The organism is Geodermatophilus maliterrae (genome assembly GCF_041018925.1).
Lineage (GTDB): Bacteria > Actinomycetota > Actinomycetes > Mycobacteriales > Geodermatophilaceae > Geodermatophilus > Geodermatophilus maliterrae.
Genome location: NZ_JBFNXQ010000020.1, coordinates 43,022 through 58,591, shown reverse-complemented (window position 1 = coordinate 58,591; position 15,570 = coordinate 43,022). Strand labels below are relative to the sequence as shown.

16 protein-coding genes are annotated in these 15,570 nt (G+C 75.5%); 5 read left to right on the top strand and 11 right to left on the bottom strand.

All coding sequences use genetic code 11. The features are described 5' to 3' along the window. The 4 genes from mshC to ABQ292_RS08775 all read right to left on the bottom strand — a co-directional run. Nucleotides 1-1,045, bottom strand: a 1,045-nt coding sequence (mshC, locus tag ABQ292_RS08790) for a cysteine--1-D-myo-inosityl 2-amino-2-deoxy-alpha-D-glucopyranoside ligase (protein ID WP_369205326.1), incomplete at its 3' end; no start/stop codon positions are given. A 93-nt stretch (nt 1,046-1,138) separates the two neighbouring features. Then, on the bottom strand, nt 1,139-2,656 hold the full coding sequence (gene glpK, locus ABQ292_RS08785) for a glycerol kinase GlpK (RefSeq protein WP_369205324.1): 1,518 nt from the start codon (nt 2,654-2,656) through the stop codon (nt 1,139-1,141). 67 nt (nt 2,657-2,723) lie between these two features. Beyond that, complete coding sequence (locus ABQ292_RS08780) at nt 2,724-3,449, bottom strand: MIP/aquaporin family protein (RefSeq protein ID WP_369205322.1); 726 nt, start codon at nt 3,447-3,449, stop codon at nt 2,724-2,726. Nucleotides 3,450-3,608: 159 nt separating this feature from the next. Next, nucleotides 3,609-5,354 (bottom strand): glycerol-3-phosphate dehydrogenase/oxidase, encoded by a 1,746-nt coding sequence (locus ABQ292_RS08775; protein ID WP_369205320.1) that lies wholly within the window; start codon nt 5,352-5,354, stop codon nt 3,609-3,611. 203 nt (nt 5,355-5,557) lie between these two features. Here ABQ292_RS08775 and ABQ292_RS08770 point away from each other — a divergent pair, with 203 nt between their 5' ends. Next, nucleotides 5,558-6,511, top strand: a complete 954-nt coding sequence (locus tag ABQ292_RS08770; RefSeq protein ID WP_369205318.1) for a sugar-binding transcriptional regulator — start codon at nt 5,558-5,560, stop codon at nt 6,509-6,511. Between the two features lie 68 nt (nt 6,512-6,579). Continuing rightward, complete coding sequence (locus ABQ292_RS08765) at nt 6,580-7,296, top strand: maleylpyruvate isomerase family mycothiol-dependent enzyme (RefSeq protein ID WP_369205316.1); 717 nt, start codon at nt 6,580-6,582, stop codon at nt 7,294-7,296. Nucleotides 7,297-7,299: 3 nt separating this feature from the next. Here the strand turns inward: ABQ292_RS08765 and ABQ292_RS08760 are convergent, their stop codons facing one another. The 5 genes from ABQ292_RS08760 to ABQ292_RS08740 form a co-directional block, all read right to left on the bottom strand. Further along, nucleotides 7,300-7,686, bottom strand: a complete 387-nt coding sequence (locus ABQ292_RS08760) for a VOC family protein (RefSeq protein WP_369205314.1) — start codon at nt 7,684-7,686, stop codon at nt 7,300-7,302. A gap of 136 nt (nt 7,687-7,822) precedes the next feature. Next, nucleotides 7,823-8,569 carry an SCO1664 family protein gene (locus ABQ292_RS08755; protein WP_369205312.1) on the bottom strand — a complete coding sequence of 249 codons (747 nt, stop codon included), beginning with the start codon at nt 8,567-8,569 and terminating at the stop codon, nt 7,823-7,825. Between the two features lie 16 nt (nt 8,570-8,585). Continuing rightward, nucleotides 8,586-9,137 (bottom strand): DUF3090 family protein, encoded by a 552-nt coding sequence (locus tag ABQ292_RS08750; RefSeq protein WP_369205310.1) that lies wholly within the window; start codon nt 9,135-9,137, stop codon nt 8,586-8,588. Nucleotides 9,138-9,179: 42 nt separating this feature from the next. Continuing rightward, nucleotides 9,180-9,884, bottom strand: coding sequence for a histidine phosphatase family protein (locus ABQ292_RS08745; protein WP_369205308.1), 705 nt, complete (start codon nt 9,882-9,884; stop codon nt 9,180-9,182). A 162-nt stretch (nt 9,885-10,046) separates the two neighbouring features. Further along, nucleotides 10,047-10,880, bottom strand: a complete 834-nt coding sequence (locus ABQ292_RS08740) for an undecaprenyl-diphosphate phosphatase (protein ID WP_369205306.1) — start codon at nt 10,878-10,880, stop codon at nt 10,047-10,049. A gap of 179 nt (nt 10,881-11,059) precedes the next feature. On the opposite strand from ABQ292_RS08740, the gene ABQ292_RS08735 reads away from it, so the two are divergent. Both ABQ292_RS08735 and ABQ292_RS08730 read left to right on the top strand, forming a co-directional pair. After that, nucleotides 11,060-12,040 (top strand): aldo/keto reductase, encoded by a 981-nt coding sequence (locus tag ABQ292_RS08735; protein WP_369205304.1) that lies wholly within the window; start codon nt 11,060-11,062, stop codon nt 12,038-12,040. After that, a complete protein-coding gene (locus tag ABQ292_RS08730) occupies nt 12,037-14,052 on the top strand; it encodes an AAA family ATPase (protein WP_369205302.1) in 2,016 nt (671 codons plus the stop codon). Before ABQ292_RS08735 ends, ABQ292_RS08730 begins: the two co-directional genes overlap by 4 nt. A 69-nt stretch (nt 14,053-14,121) precedes the next feature. On the opposite strand, the gene ABQ292_RS08725 is transcribed toward ABQ292_RS08730, so the two are convergent. Together ABQ292_RS08725 and ABQ292_RS08720 are read right to left on the bottom strand one after the other, a co-directional pair. Then, nucleotides 14,122-14,883, bottom strand: a complete 762-nt coding sequence (locus ABQ292_RS08725) for a DUF2470 domain-containing protein (protein ID WP_369205300.1) — start codon at nt 14,881-14,883, stop codon at nt 14,122-14,124. 81 nt (nt 14,884-14,964) lie between these two features. Next, nucleotides 14,965-15,225, bottom strand: coding sequence for an Rv3202a family protein (locus ABQ292_RS08720; RefSeq protein ID WP_369205298.1), 261 nt, complete (start codon nt 15,223-15,225; stop codon nt 14,965-14,967). A gap of 139 nt (nt 15,226-15,364) precedes the next feature. Between ABQ292_RS08720 and ABQ292_RS08715 the strand changes: the two genes are divergently transcribed. Then, the gene (locus tag ABQ292_RS08715) at nt 15,365-15,568 is read left to right on the top strand and encodes a DUF5703 family protein (protein ID WP_204690063.1); all 204 of its coding nucleotides are present in this window, start codon (nt 15,365-15,367) and stop codon (nt 15,566-15,568) included. The last annotated feature ends 2 nt before the right edge of the window (nt 15,569-15,570 follow it).

Below are 15,570 nucleotides of genomic sequence, written 5' to 3'. Positions count from 1 at the left end.
GGGCCCCCCCCCGCCGCCAGGTGGCCAGCCGCCGCTCGGCGGCGGCGAGCAGGTCCGGCGTCCAGGCGCGGTCGGTGCGGTAGTGGCCCGACAGCAGGGCCAGCCGGATCGCCATCGGGTCGACGCCCTCACCGCGGAGCTTGGAGACGAAGACCAGGTTGCCGCGGCTCTTGCTCATCTTCGCGCCGTCGAGGCCGATCATCGCCGCGTGCACGTAGGCCCGGGCGAAGGGCTTGGTGGCGGTGAGCGCCTCGGCGTGGACGGCGGAGAACTCGTGGTGCGGGAAGACCAGGTCGCTGCCGCCGCCCTGCACGTCGAAGCCCATGCCGATCGTGTCCAGGGCGATGGAGGCGCACTCGATGTGCCAGCCGGGGCGGCCCTCGATGCCGTGCGGGCCGGGCCAGGCGGGCTCGCCCTCGCGGCGGCCGCGCCACAGCAGCGGGTCGAGCCGGTTGCGCTTGCCCGGCCGGTCGGGGTCGCCGCCGCGCTCGGCCGACAGCCGCAGCATCGTGGCCTCGTCGTAGCCGGACTCGTCACCGAAGCCGGGCGCCTGGGCGACGTCGTGGTAGACGTCGCCGGTGCCGTCGTCGAGCACGTAGGCCAGGCCCTCGTCGAGCAGGGTCTCCACGTGCTGCACGATCCGCGGGATGGTCGCCACCGCGCCCACGTAGTCGTCGGGCGGCAGCACCCGCAGCGCCGTCATGTCCTCGCGGAACAGCGCGGTCTCACGCATCCCGAGCACGACCCAGTCCTCGCCGTCGCGGTGGGCGCGCTCGAGCAGCGGGTCGTCGATGTCGGTGACGTTCTGCACGTAGTGGACGGCGTGCCCGGCGTCCCGCCACACCCGGCTGACCAGGTCGAAGGCGAGGTAGGTGGCGGCGTGGCCGAGGTGGGTGGCGTCGTAGGGCGTGATGCCGCAGACGTACATGCGCGCCACCCGGTCGGGCGTGGTGGCGACGACCTCCCCGCGCGCGGTGTCGAACAGCCGGAGGACCGCGCCGGAGCCCGGCAGGGTCGGCAGGAGCGGGGCGGGCCAGGCGAGCACGGGGAGGAGCCTAGTTGCGTGGCCGGGCCCACCCGCCGCGGACGCCGCCCCCGCCCGGGGACGGCGTCCGCGGGGACGTCGGTCAGTCGTCGGTCACTCGTCGTCGTCGTCGACCCAGTCGAGCGTGCGGGCCACCGCCTTCTGCCACTTGCGGTAGAAGCGGTCGCGGGTCCCGGCCTCCATCGCCGGCGACCACCGCTTGTCCTCGGCCCACTGGCTGGTCAGCTCGTCCTCGTCGGCCCAGAACCCGACCGCCAGACCCGCCGCGTACGCCGCGCCGAGCGCCGTCGTCTCGGCGATCTTCGGGCGGACGACGTCGACGCCGAGGATGTCGGCCTGGAACTGCATGAGCAGCTCGTTGACCACCATGCCGCCGTCGACCCGCAGCTCGGTGAGGTCGACCCCGGAGTCGGCGTTCATGGCCTCGACGACCTCCCGGGTCTGGTAGGCCGTGGCCTCCAGCACCGCCCGCGCCAGGTGCCCGCGGTTGACGTACCGGGTCAGCCCGACCAGCGCGCCGCGGGCGTCGGAGCGCCAGTGCGGGGCGAACAGGCCGGAGAAGGCGGGCACGAAGTAGGCACCGCCGTTGTCGTCGACGGACTTGGCCACCGCCTCGATCTCGCCGGCGCCGCCGATGAGCCGCAGGTTGTCGCGCACCCACTGCACCAGCGACCCGGTGACGGCGATCGAGCCCTCCAGCGCGTAGATCGGCTTCCGGTCGCCGATCCGGTAGCAGACCGTGGTGAGCAGGCCGTTCTTCGACGCGACCGCCTCCTCGCCGGTGTTGAGCAGCAGGAAGTTGCCGGTGCCGTAGGTGTTCTTGGCCATGCCGGGTGAGAAGCAGACCTGGCCGAAGGTGGCCGCCTGCTGGTCGCCGAGCGAGCCGGCGACCTTGACCCCGGCCAGGGCGCCGGCCTGGCGGCCCTCGCCGTACACCTCGGAGTTGGAGCGGATCTCCGGGAGCATCGACATCGGGATGCGCATGTCGGCGGCGATCGACTCGTCCCACGCCAGGGTCTTGTAGTCCATCAGCATGGTGCGCGAGGCGTTGCTGACGTCGGTGATGTGCAGGCCGCCGTCGGTCCCGCCGGTGACGTTCCACAGCAGCCAGCTGTCGATGGTGCCCATGAGCAGCTCGCCGCGCTCGGCCCGCTCGCGGGCGCCCTCGACGTTGTCGAGGATCCAGGTCACCTTCGGGCCGGCGAAGTACGTGGCCAGCGGCAGGCCGACCTTGTCCTTGTAGCGCTCGGCTCCCCCACCGAGCTCGCCGAGCTCGGTGACGATCTTGTCGGTCCGGGTGTCCTGCCAGACGATGGCGTTGTACACCGGCTGACCGGTCTTCCTGTCCCAGACGACGGCCGTCTCGCGCTGGTTGGTCAGGCCGACGGCGGCGAGGTCCTTGGCGACGAGGTCGGCGCGGGCGAGGGCCTGGCCCACGACCTCGCGGACGTTGGACCAGATCTCGTTGGCGTCGTGCTCGACCCAGCCGGCCCTGGGGAAGATCTGCTGGTGCTCCTTCTGGCCGACGGCCACGACCGCGCCGGCGTGGTCGAAGACCATGCACCGGGTGCTGGTCGTGCCCTGGTCGATGGCGGCGATGTACTGGCTCACGGGGTCCTCCGGGTGCGTCGTTGCATCGGATGCGGGTTGCGAGGGACGGGGAACGGGACGGGCCGGGTCAGAAGACCCGGGCGAGCAGGCCGGCCAGGACGGCGCCGACGATCGGGCCCACGACCGGGACCCAGGAGTAGCCCCAGTCGCTGCCGCCCTTGCCGCGGATGGGCAGGACGGCGTGCGCGATGCGCGGGCCGAGGTCGCGGGCGGGGTTGATGGCGTAGCCGGTCGGCCCGCCGAGCGAGGCGCCGATGGAGATGACGAGCAGGGCGACCGCCAGCGGACCGATCTCGTTCGGGGTGTTGCCGAAGGCGAGGATCACGTAGACCAGCACGAACGTCCCGATGAGCTCGGTGACGACGTTCCACGGGTAGCTGCGGATCGCCGGCCCGGTGGAGAAGGTGGCCAGCACCTCCCCGGGGTCGGGGTGGGCGGCGTAGTGCTCGCGGTAGGCCAGCCACGCGACGACGGCGCCGAGGAAGGCGCCGACGAACTCGCCGGCGAAGTAGACCAGCGTGCTGGCGACCGTGATCGGGACGCCGGGGGCGTAGACGTCCGCGCCCGACGCCCAGAGACCGACGGTGACGGCCGGGTTGAGGTGGGCGCCGCTCCGGTAGGCGGCGAAGACGCCGACGAAGACACCCAGCCCCCAGCCGAAGTTGATGAGCAGCCAGTCCGCGCCGCGGCCCTTGGAGTCGGTGAGCAGCACGTTGGCGACGACGCCGATGCCCAGCAGGAGCAACAGCCCCGTGCCGAGCACCTCGGAGAAGAAGACGGAGAACAGTGACACGTCCAGAGACCTCTCTGTGTCCGGGTGTGCCTCGATGGGGTCCCGCCCGATCCGGGCGGGTCGTGCGGGATCCCTGTGCTGCGCCTCCTCGGGTCGGGATCGGGGTCGACGGCGGGGTCGGGGCGGGCCGGCGGGGGCGGGCCCCCGCCGGCCCGCGGCTCAGGAGGCGCCGGCGAAGGGCCGGATCTCCGGCGCCTGCAGGCGCGCGCGCTCGGCGGAGGTGTCGTCGGGCATGGCCTCGGCGGCCCGCTCGGCCTCCACGCGCGCCAGGTAGGTGGCGATCTCACGCTCCACCTGGGCGTCGTCCCAGCCGAGCAGGCCGGCCATGAGCTCGGCGGCCGGCCGGGCCGACGCCGTGCCGCGGTCGGCCTGCTCGTAGGACAGCCGGGTGCGGCGGGTGAGCACGTCCTCCAGGTGCAGCGCACCCTCGTCGGTGACGGCGTAGACGACCTCGGCGCGCAGGTAGTCCGGCGCGCCCTCGAGCGGCCGGCCGAGGTCGGGGTCGGCGTCGACCAGGGCGAGCACCTCGTCGACGAGGCTGCCGTAGCGGTCGAGCAGGTGCTCGACGCGGGTCTCGGTCCAGCCGTGCGCGGTGGCCAGGTGGCTCTTGCGGTTCCAGCGCACCTGGTAGCCGTCGGCGCCGGCCAGCGGCAGTTCCTGGGTGAGCGAGGACGGGATCGGGGCGTCCGGGTCCTCGCCGGGCGCCCGGTCGGCCAGCGCCATGTCCACGACGTCGCGGGCCATCACCCGGTAGGTCGTGTACTTGCCGCCGGCGATGACGGTCAGCCCGGGACGGACGGTGGCCACGGTGTGCTCGCGGGAGACCTTCGTCGTCGACCCGCTGCCGTCGTCGACCGGCTGCAGCAGCGGGCGCAGACCGGTGTAGACGCCGAGGACGTCGGCGCGGGTCAGCGGGCGCTCCAGCACCGCGTTGGCGTGCTCGAGCAGGTAGTCGACGTCGGCCGACGAGGCGACCGGGTGGTCCTTGGCGAGGTCCCACGGGGTGTCGGTCGTGCCGATCACCCAGTGGGTGGGCCACGGGATGATGAACAGCACGCTCTTCTCGGTGCGCAGGATGACGCCGTCCTCCCCGGCGATGAGCGAGCGCGGGACGGCGATGTGCACGCCCTTGGAGGCGCGGACGGTCAGGCCCTGGGCCCGGAAGAGCTCCTGCGTCTGGTCGGTCCACACGCCGGTCGCGCCGACGACGTGGCGGGCCCGGATGGTGAGCTCGCGACCGGTCTCGAGGTCGACGGCGCGCACGCCGGCGACCCGGCCGTCCTCCTCGTGGTAACCGGTGACCTGGGTGCGGCTGGCCGCCAGCGCGCCGTGGCCGACGGCGGTGCGCACCAGCACCTGCACGAGGCGGGCGTCGTCGACCTTGGCGTCCCAGTAGCGGATCGCGCCGATGGCGACGTCGTCGCGCAGCGACGGGGCGACCCGGCGCAGCGCCTTCTTCGACAGGTGCCGGTGCAGCGGGACGCCGCGGCCGCCCACCCGGCCGAGCAGGCCGCCGAGGGCGTCGTAGAGCGCGATGCCGGCGCCGGTGTAGACCCGCTCCCAGACGCGGTGGCGCAGCGGGTAGAGGAACGGCACCGGGTGCACCAGGTGCGGGGCGAGCCGGCCGACGAGCAGGCCGCGCTCGTGCAGGGCCTCGCGGACGAGGGCGAAGTCGAGCATCTCCAGGTACCGCAGGCCGCCGTGCACGAGCTTGCTGGCCCGGCTGGAGGTGCCCGAGGCCCAGTCACGCTGTTCGAGCAGGCCGACGCTGAGGCCCCGGCTGGCGGCGTCGAGTGCGGCGCCGGCACCGGTGACCCCGCCGCCGATCACCAGGACGTCGAGGACGTCGGCGCTCATGCGGTCGAGGGCGGCGGAACGGACGCCGGGTGAGAGTGCTGTGGACACCAGGACTCCTGTGCTGTGCGGGTGGTGCGGGTCCGTGCGGGCGGCGGCGCGGGCCGTCGTCCGGACAAGGGGGAACCTGCCCCTGTCGGGCGTCCGCCGCAATCATCTGCACATCTGTGCACGGGAGCGGCCTACCGTGGACGTCGGGGCGGCCGACCGCCGCGGGAGGAGCACCAGTGACGCCGGACGACAGGCTCGAGCGCGTGGCCCGCAGGTACTGGCTCGACCGCGCCACGATGGAGGGGATCGCGGCGGAGGAAGGGGTGTCGCGCTCCACGATCTCCCGGATGCTGGACGCCGCGCGGGCGACCGGCGTCGTCACGGTGTCGGTCAACCCCGTGCACGGACGTGCATCGGCGATGGGGGCGGAGCTGGGACACCGGTACGGCATCTCGGCGCGGGTGGTCCCGGTGCCCGACGACGCCTCCGACCTCGTCCGGCTGCAGCTGGTGGCCACCGAGACCGCCGGGCTGCTCGACGAGGTCATGGGCGCGGGGATGACGCTCGCGCTGGCGTGGGGGACGACGACCAGCGCCGTCGGGCAGCACCTGCGGGCCCGGCCACTGCGCGACGCGCACGTCGTCCAGCTCAACGGCGCGATGAACACCCACAGCAGCGGGATCGGGTACGGCAGCGACGTCCTGGGCCGGTTCGGCACCGCCTGGGACGCGCAGGTGCACCACTTCCCGGTGCCCGCCTTCTTCGACCGGCCCGAGACCCGCCAGGCCATGTGGCGCGAGCGCAGCGTGCGGCGGGTGCTGGGCATCCAGCAGGCGGCCGACGTCGCGCTGTTCGGGATCGGCGCGGTCGCCGGCGCGGTGCCCAGCCGGGTGTGGACGGAGGGGTACCTGACCCCCGGCGACCGGGCCGACCTCGCCGCCGGGCACGTGGTCGGCGACGTGTGCACGGTGTTCCTGCGCGCCGACGGCTCGTGGGAGGGCATCCCGCTCAACGCACGCACCAGCGGGCTGACCCCGCCGGCGCTGCGCCGCATCCCGCGGCGGGTCTGCGCGGTGGCGGGCAGCCACAAGGTGGTCGGCCTGGCCGCGGCACTGGCCGGCAGGCTGGTCACCGACCTCGTCCTCGACGAGCGGACCGCCTCGGAGCTGCTGGTGCGCCGCCTCACCAAGCGGCCGCCGGCGCTGTGGAGCCCGTGACCGGCACCGCCGCCGGGTCTCCGGGTCTAGCCTCCGCTCCCGGCACCCGACGCCGCGAGGAGACTGCGATGGAACCGTCCCGGTACCTGCCCGCGCTGCGCCGGGCCGACGCCCGGTTCGCCGACGCCGCAGCCGAGGCCGTGCTGGCCGCGGGGTGGGCCGCCCCGGTGCCCGGCTGCCCCGGCTGGACGCTGGCCGACCTGGTCTGGCACCTCGGCTCGGTGCAGCACTTCTGGGCGTGGGTGGTGCGCACCCGCGCGCCGGACCCCGGCGGGTACGACACGCCGCGCCGCCGTCCCGACGACGAGCTGCTGGGCTGGTCGGCCGGGCAGTCCGCGGAGCTGGAGACCGCGCTGGCCGCCGCCGACCCCGCCGAGCCGGTGTGGACCTGGGCGCCGCAGCGCGACGTCGCCTTCGTGCTCCGGCGGCAGGTGCACGAGGCGGTCGTGCACACCGTCGACGTCGAGCAGGTGCTCGGCGACGTCCACCCGGTCCCCGCCGACGTGGGCCTTGACGGCCTCGACGAGTGGCTGGAGGTCGTGGTGCCCGGCGTCTTCCCCGACGGGCCGCCCGAGGGCGCGCACCCGGTGGTGCTGCACGCGATCGACGCCGGCGTCGAGCGGACCCTGTTCGCCGGCAGCCGGCCGCAGCCGGTGGCCACGGTGCGCGGGAACGCCGGTGACCTGCTGCTGACCGCCTGGCGGCGGCTGCCGCTGGAGGTGCTCACCGTCGACGGCGACGGCCTGCAGGCCGCCGCGATGATCGACCTGGTCCGCCTGGAGTGATCCTCAGGGCCAGGTGACGGCGTGGCGGTCGAACTCCTCGCCGGTCTGCACACCGACGACGCAGAACACCAGCCCGGCCGGGTCGGTCATCTGCCAGAACGAGCCCATGTCGGCCTGCCGCCGTGCGCCCAGCGCCTCGAGCCGCGCGACCTCGGCGGGGACGTCGTCGGTCTCGACGTCGACGTGCCAGCGCGGCGGCGTCCCCTCGCTCGTCCGCTGCACCTCGAGGTGGAAGCCGTCGGCGAACGAGCCGAGCGAGGCCCAGTCGGCGTCCGCGGGGTCGGGTGCGGCGGTCCGGCCGGTCGCACCCGCCCAGAAGGCGGTCCCGGCCCCGTGCACGTCCGGCGGCAGGTCGAGCAGCAGGATCGCCAGGCGCGAGCGGTGCGGCATGACCGCCAGCCTGCCGCGCCGCCGGACGGTGTGCGCCGACGCGGCACTCCGGCGTCCAGGACGCGCCCTCAGCGCACACCCTCGCCACGAGCCCGGCACCCGACCGGGGACGGCGGAGGCCGGTGGACCGACGTGCTCAGAAGGGCGGCCAGGGCAGCGCCGGCCACTCCCCCGACGGCTCGGGGTGCAGCTGGGTGCGCAACAGCTCGGCCACCCGCTGCTGCGTGCAGCGCACCTCGCGGCGGGTGAGGTGCTCGTGCAGCTGCTCGCCGAGGTCGCCGCGCAGGTCGTCGGCCAGCCGCTCGAGCACGGCGAGGGCCTCCAGCGGCAGCGGCTTGCCCGCCCAGCGCCACAGCAGGGTGCGCAGCTTCGGGTCCGACGAGAAGCAGATGCCGTGGTCGACGCCGTACACGTGCCCCTCGGGCGTCGGGATGATGTGCCCGCCCTTGCGGTCGGCGTTGTTCACCACCGCGTCGAAGACGGCCATGCGGCGCAGGCCGGGGTGGTCGGAGCGGACGAACCGGGCCAGGTCGACGTCGGGGTCGCCGTCGATCCACAGCTGCACCATGCCCGGGCCGAACGGGCCCTCGCGCAGCACGGTGGGGGGCACGACCGACCAGCCGGTGGCCTCGCTGACCAGTGCGGCCGACACCTCCCGGCCGGCGAGGGTGCCGTCGGGGAAGTCCCACAGCGGGCGCTCGCCGGCCACCGGCTTGTAGACGCACTCGGCCGCGAGCGAGCCGGTGCGGATGGCGCCGACCAGGGTGACGTTGCTGGCGTCGAGCATGCGGCCCTCGAGGTCGATCTCGCCCTCGAGCAGCAGCGTGCGCGCCTCGGCGTCGGTGGCCGGGGCACGCAGCTCCTCGGCGGACCGCTCGCTCACCGCAGCGCTCCGGCGGTCAGCGGCGGTAGCCGTTCTGCCGGGGGCAGACGTGCCCGGTCGGGTCCAGCGGCAGCGAGCACAGCGGGCAGGAGGGCCGTCCGGCGGCGACGACGCGACGGGCGCGGGCGACGAAGGAACGGGCGGCGCCCGGGGTGATGGTCACCCGCAGCGCGTCGGGCCCGTCCTCGGCGTCGGAGAGGATCGCCTCCTCGTCGACCGGCTCCTCCCCCGCGGCCACGGCCTCGACGACGACGGCCTGTGCCTCGCCGTCCCAGGCCAGGCCCATCGCGGCGACGCGGAACTCCTCGTCGACGGGCGCGGTGAGCGGCTCGAGGTCGTCGACCTCCGCCTGCGCGGGGACGGCGGTGCCGGGCCGGGTGGCGATCTCGTCGAGCAGCTCGTCCATGCGCTCGGCGAGCACCTGCACCTGCGACTTCTCCAGGGCGACGCTGACCACGCGGCCCTCGGCGTCGGAGGCCTGCAGGTAGAAGGTCCGCTCCCCCGGCTGGCCGACCGTGCCGGCGACGAACCGGGACGGGCGGTCGAAGCGGTAGACCTGGCGGGACACGCGATCAGGTTACGCGGGGACGCCGACGGCGGCGCCGTGCCGTCAGGTCACCGCCGCGCCGGCGCCGCCGCCGACGACGGCGTCGGAGTCGGCCCGGCGGCGTCGCCGTCCCTTCTTCTTCGGGGGGACCAGCGCGGAGACGTCGCCACCGCCGTCGTTGACGCGCAGCACGAAGGGGCGGGTCTCGGTGTAGGTGATCACCGAGATCGACGCCGGGTCGACGACGATCCGCTGGAAGGCGTCCAGGTGCAGGCCGAGGGCGTCGGCGAGCACGGCCTTGATGACGTCGCCGTGGCTGCAGGCCAGCCAGACCGCGTCGGGTCCCAGGCGGGCGTTCCACTCCCGGACGGCGGCCACCGCGCGGGCCTGGGTCTGCGCCAGCCCCTCCCCCTCGGGGCCGGGGAAGACCGCTGCGGACGGGTGCTGCTGCACGACCTTCCACATCGGGTCCTTGACCAGCTCCTTGAGCGGCCGCCCGGTCCAGTCGCCGTAGCGGGCCTCGCCGAGGCGCTCGTCGGTCTGCAGCTGCAGGTCGCGGCCGGCGAGCACGGCGCCGGCGGTCTGCCGGCAGCGGTCCAGCGGGCTGCTGACCACCGCCGCCAGCGGGACGGGCGCGAGGCGGGCCCCGACCGCGGCCACCTGCGCCTGCCCGGTCTCGTCGAGCTCGACGCCCGGCGTCCACCCGGCCAGCACGCCCCCTGCGTTGGCGGTCGTCCGGCCGTGCCGTAGCAGGATCACGGTGGTCACCCGCGCGAGCCTAGGCGGGTGCGGATGACGGTGCCGTCCCTCCGTGGGGGTGAGCACCCCGACGCCGCGCCCGTCCTCCCCCACCGTGGCGCGTCCTCCCCCACCGCCCACCGTGCGGGGGGACGCGCCACGACCAGGTCACCTGATCGTGGCGCGACCCCCTCAGTTGGGGGCGAGCACCCCGACGCCGACCAGGGCGAGCAGGGCCAGGCCCAGCACCACCCGGTAGACGACGAACGGCGTGAACGTGCCGCGGTCGAGGTAGCGCAGCAGCCAGGCGATGACCGACAGGCCCACGCCGAAGGCGATGACGGTGGCCAGCAGCGTCGGTCCCCAGGTGATCGTCTCGCCGGCGACGTCGCCGGTGAGGGTCTCGTACACCTGGAAGAAGCCCGAGGCGAGCACGGCGGGCACGGCCAGGAGGAAGGAGTACCGCGCCGCCGCGGCCCGGGTGTAGCCGAGGAACAGGCCCATGGTGATCGTCCCGCCCGAGCGGGAGACGCCGGGCACCAGCGCCATCGCCTGGGCCAGGCCGAACAGCAGCCCGTCGCGCACGGTCAGCTGCGTGAGCTCCCGGCGCTTGCGGCCCACCCGGTCGGCCCAGTAGAGGACCAGCGAGAAGGCCACCAGCGAGATGGCCACGATCCGCAGGTCGCGGAAGGTCGTCTCGATGCCGTCCTGGAACAGCAGACCCAGGACGCCGATCGGGATGCTGCCGATGATGATCAGCCAGCCCATGCGGGCGTCGGGGTCCCCGCGCAGGGAGCGGTCGAACAGCGCGCGCACCCAGGCGCTGACGATGCGGCCGATGTCGCGGCGGAAGTAGAGCAGCACCGCGGCCTCGGTGCCGATCTGCGTGATCGCGGTGAACGCCGCGCCCGGGTCACCCCAGCCGGCGGCCTCCCCGACCACCCGCAGGTGCGCGCTGGAGGAGATCGGCAGGAACTCCGTCAGCCCCTGCACCAGCCCCAGGACGACCGCCTCGAACCACCCCACGGCCGGTCAGCCCCGTCGTCCGGAGGACCGGCGGGCGGAACGGTACGGGGGTCGCAGGAGCACGGGAGGACAGCCTAGGGCGGACCCGGTGGCCGGACCGGGACCGCCCCGGCGCGGCGTTCCCCACACTCGCCGCGTCCCCCGGCCCGTGGCCCGGCGCGACGGTAGGTTGGCCGGTCGTGGAACAACGGGCGCTGGGGCGCAGCGGCCTGGTCGTCTCCCGGCTGGCGCTGGGCACCATGACCTGGGGCCGGGACACCGACGAGGACGAGGCGGCCGTGCAGCTGACCGCCTTCGTCGACGCCGGCGGCACGCTCGTCGACACCGCCGACGTCTACTGCGACGGCGACAGCGAGCGCACCCTCGGCCGGCTGCTGGCCGACGTCGTCCCGCGCTCGGAGGTGCTGGTGGCCACCAAGGCGGTGGGCCGCACCGGCGCCGGGCCGATGGGCCGCGGCGCCTCCCGCGGGCACCTGCTGGCCGCGCTCGACGCCTCGCTGGAGCGCCTCGGCGTCGACCACGTCGACCTGTGGCAGCTGCACGCCTGGGACGAGCACAGCCCGGTCGAGGAGACCCTCGCCGCCTGCGACGCCGCCGTCTCCTCGGGCCGCGTCCGCTACGTCGGCGTGAGCAACTTCGCCGGCTGGCAGACCGCACAGGCCGCCACCTGGCAGCGCGCCTGGCCGGGCCGCACCCCGCTGGTGAGCACCCAGGTCGAGTACTCGCTGCTGCAGCGCGGCGTCGAGCGGGAGGTGGTGCCCGCCGCCGAGGCGCTCGGGCTCGGCGTCCTCGCCTGGTCACCGCTGGGTCGCGGCCTGCTCACCGGCAAGTACCGGGCGGGCACGCCCGACGGGTCGCGCGGGGCCTCCCCCGACTGGCAGGGCTTCATCGACGACCTGCGCTCGGCGGTGTCCGAGCGGATCGTCGAGGCGGTGGTCACCGCCGCCGACGGCCTGGGCACCAGCCCGCTGGCCGTGGCGCTGGCCTGGGTGCGCGACCGCCCCGGGGTGGTGGCCCCGGTGGTCGGCGCGCGCACCGCCGAACAGCTGCAGGCCTCGCTCGACGCCGACGCGGTGCGGCTGCCGGCGGCGATCCGGACGGCGCTCGAGGACGTCTCCGCGCCGCACTTCTCCTACCCCGACCAGCGGTCGGCCCGATGAGCGCCGTCCCGACGCCGGCCGCGCCGGACCCGGTCTTCGCCGCCTTCTGCGCCGCCGGCCTGTGGCCGGGCCTGGGCAAGCGCGCCGCCGCCGAGCTGCCCGCCGTCGGCATCACCACGCCCGACGACGTCACCGCGGCCAACCTGCTGAAGATGCCGCGGGTGGGCAGGCAGCGCGCCGAGCGGCTGTTCTCCTCGTTCCTGTCCGCCCAGCCGACCTACGGCGTCGTCGCGCTGCTGGTCAGGGCCGGCCTCGAGGCGAGGCTGGCGTCCTCGGCCGCCGACGCCCTCGGCGACGACGCCGCCCGCCGGCTGCGCGACGACCCGTGGGCGCTGCTCGCCCTCCACGGCGTCTCCCTCACCGACGCCGACCGGCTGGCCATCTCCGTCCTCCCCGGCGCCGACCGGCAGGACTCCCGCCGCGGCCGGGCGATCGTCACGATGACGCTGCGCACCGCCGCCCGCGACGGGCACACCGTGCTGCCGGCCGACCTGGTGGTGGCCGCGCTGCGCGCCGAGGGCGTGGCCGATCCCGTGGCGGCGATCGTCGCGGCGGTGGAGTCCGGCGACGTGCTCGACCACGAGCCGCCGGAGCCGGAGTCAGCCGAGGACGCCGATCCGGACGAGCTGCCCGAGCCGGGAGAAGGACCTCGGTCTGCCCTCCGCTCGCAAGCTCGCGAGGGAACCCGGACCGAGGCCGTACGCACGCTGTCGCTGGCCCGCTACGGCATGGCCGAGGAGGCCGTGGCCGAGGGCGTGGCCCGGCTGGCCGCCACGGCCGAGCGGATCGCCGACCCGGCCGCCGTGCGGTCGGTGGCCAAGGGGCTCGACGAGGCGCAGAAGCAGGCCGTCGCGCAGGTGCTCGGGGCCGGGGTCTCGCTGCTCACCGGCGGCCCGGGCACCGGCAAGAGCCGCACCGTGGCCGCCGTCGTGCGGCTGCTGCAGGCCAAGGGCACCGACGTCGCGCTGGCCGCGCCCACCGGCCGGGCGGCCAAGCGACTGGAGGAGCTCACCGACCACCCGGCGGTCACCGTGCACCGGCTGCTGGGCTCGCAGGGTTTCGGCGGCGGGTTCGCCCGCAACGAGGAGTGGCCGCTCGACGCCGACGTCGTGGTCGTCGACGAGGCCTCCATGCTCGACGTCGAGCTGACCGCCGCGCTGCTGGAGGCCTGTCCCGACGGCACCCACCTGCTGCTGGTCGGCGACCCCGCGCAGCTGCCCTCGATCGGCCCCGGGCACGTGCTCGGCGACCTCATCGACTCCGGCGTCGTCCCGGTCACCGAGCTGACCACGCTCTACCGGCAGGCCGAGGGCGGCGCCATCGCCCGGCTGGCCAACGCCGTCCGCGCCGGGGAGCTCCCGCCCGTGGACTCCCCCGACCGCGAGGTCGTCGTCGTGCCCGCCGGCGGCAGCGGCGAGGCCGCGCGGCGGGTGGTGCAGCTGGTCACCGACTCGATCCCGCGGGCGCTCCGGATCGAGCCGCGCAACGTGCAGGTGGTGACGCCGGTGCACCGCGGCCCGGCCGGCACGATCGAGCTGAACAAGGCACTCAAGGAACGGCTCAACCCGGGCGACGGCACGGTGTTCGGCTTCGACGTCGGCGACCGGGTGGTGGCCACCGCCAACCACCTCGACCTCGAGCCGATCGGCTTCGCCAACGGGGAGGTCGGCGTGGTCACCGGCACCGGGGAGGGGACGCTCGACGTCGCGTTCGCCTCCGGCCCGGTCACCGTGCCCGGCGACGCGCTGCCCGACCTCAAGCACGGCTGGGCGATCACCGTGCACCGGGCGCAGGGCTCGGAGTGGCCCGGCGTCGTCGTGGTGCTGCCCCCGGAGGCCGGCGGGATGCTCTCGCGGCCGCTGGTCTACACCGCGCTCACGCGGGCGCAGCAGCACCTGTCGATCGTGCACGCGTCCGGCGCGGCGCTGGCGCGGGCGGTGCGGGAGGTCGACGTGCGCCCCCGCCGCACCCGCCTGGCCCAGCTCCTGCGCGAGGACCTCGGCCAGGACTGAGACCCCGGGACGGCGGCCCCCCTGCAGGGTGCCGCCGCGAGCCGTGAGCGGTGGGGGGCAGGAGGCCCTTCAGTCGCGGCGGGCGAAGCCGGCGCGCAGCAGCTGCGACGTCGCCGCGCGCAGCTGGCCGGGGCAGGTGAGCGGCCGCGGGAAGGACACGCGGACGTCGCGGTGCCCGCCCGGCCGCTCCACCCGCAGCCGGTAGCCGAACCGGTCGACGCCGAGCGGCCGCACCGTCTCCCCCTCGCCGACGGCGACGCGGCTGCGCAGCACGGCGAGGACGTCGGGGTGGTCGCGGTCGAGGTGCTGCAGCATCCGCGCCTCGACGGTGGCCAGCGGGTCGGGACGGGCGGCGGCGAACCGGGCCGGTGAGACCTCGGTGCACGCAGTGCCCTCGCGCAGCACCACCTCGGCGAGGTCGAGGCGCAGCAGCGCGGCCGCTCCGCCGACGTCGAGCAGCGCGCCCTCGGGGCGGACCTCCGCGAACGCGAGCGCAGCCGCCGTCCGGTCGGCCGGGCGCACCGGCGTCAGCCAGCCCGAGAGCCAGAGCGTGGCGCGGACCGGGTCGCGCAGCGGCACCGGTGCGCGGTCGCTGACCATCAGCAGCGCCGAGACGTCGGCCTCGGGCCCGCGGTCGAGGGCGGCCGCGACGTCGCCGTCGGCGGGCACCAGCACCAGCACCTGGCCGTCCCCGGTGGTGGCGTGCGCCAGCGGCCGGCTCGGCGCCCGGCCGGGGAGGCAGACGGCGGCCGCGCTGCGGGTGGCGGCGGTGCGGGCGCGCTCGGCGGCGCCGGCGGGCGACGGCGCCGGGGAACCGGGGCAGGTGGTCAAGGCTCCCCCTCGGGACGATGAGTTAGGTCAGCCTAACCACACTCGCCGTCCCGGAGGAAGCCGCCGGCCGGCCGCGACCGGTCAGTCGGTGCGCTCGTCCTCGTCGAGGGGGACGTCGGCCTCCTGCTCGAGGACGTCGGCCTCGTTCGCGTCGCGGTCGCCGACCCCGCGCGGGGTGCCGGCCGCCCCGGGCGCGGTGGCCAGCTGCTGCTCCAGGGCGTCGGCCTCGGGGACGCCGTCGCCGATCGCGTCGACGTCGCCGGCCAGCACGGGGCCGGCCGGCTCGACGAGCGCCTCCTGCTCCGCGCGGTCGGCGTCGCTGGCGGTACCGGGCTCGGTCACGTCGTCCTCCTCGGTGCGCGGTCGGGGTCCTGGCCCATCCTGCCGCCCGGTCGCGGCGGCGGCAGCCCCGGAGCGCGTGGGTGGCCGGGAGTCGGCGCGTGGATGACCTCGCCCGGGCGGCCGTGGCAACATCAGGCGGGTGAGCACGGCCGACGACTACGAGTACGCGCCGCTGCGGATCCCGCCGGGCACGTCCCGCTCCGCAGCGGCCACCATGCTGAGCCTCCAGGTCGACGTCGGCGGGTGGGAGCTGGCCCGCCTGCAGCTGCACGCCGACGGCACCCGCAAGGCCATCCTGCGGCGTCGCGCGCGGCTGTCCTACCTGCCGATGCCGGTCACCTGAGG

Bases quoted from the DNA above. Each gene is read 5' to 3' on its own strand.
- ABQ292_RS08765 (WP_369205316.1), top strand. From the start codon at position 6,580: ATGGAACCGTCCCGGTACCTGCCCGCGCTGCGCCGGGCCGACGCCCGG.
- ABQ292_RS08760 (WP_369205314.1), bottom strand. From the start codon at position 7,686: ATGCCGCACCGCTCGCGCCTGGCGATCCTGCTGCTCGACCTGCCGCCG.
- ABQ292_RS08730 (WP_369205302.1), top strand. From the start codon at position 12,037: ATGAGCGCCGTCCCGACGCCGGCCGCGCCGGACCCGGTCTTCGCCGCC.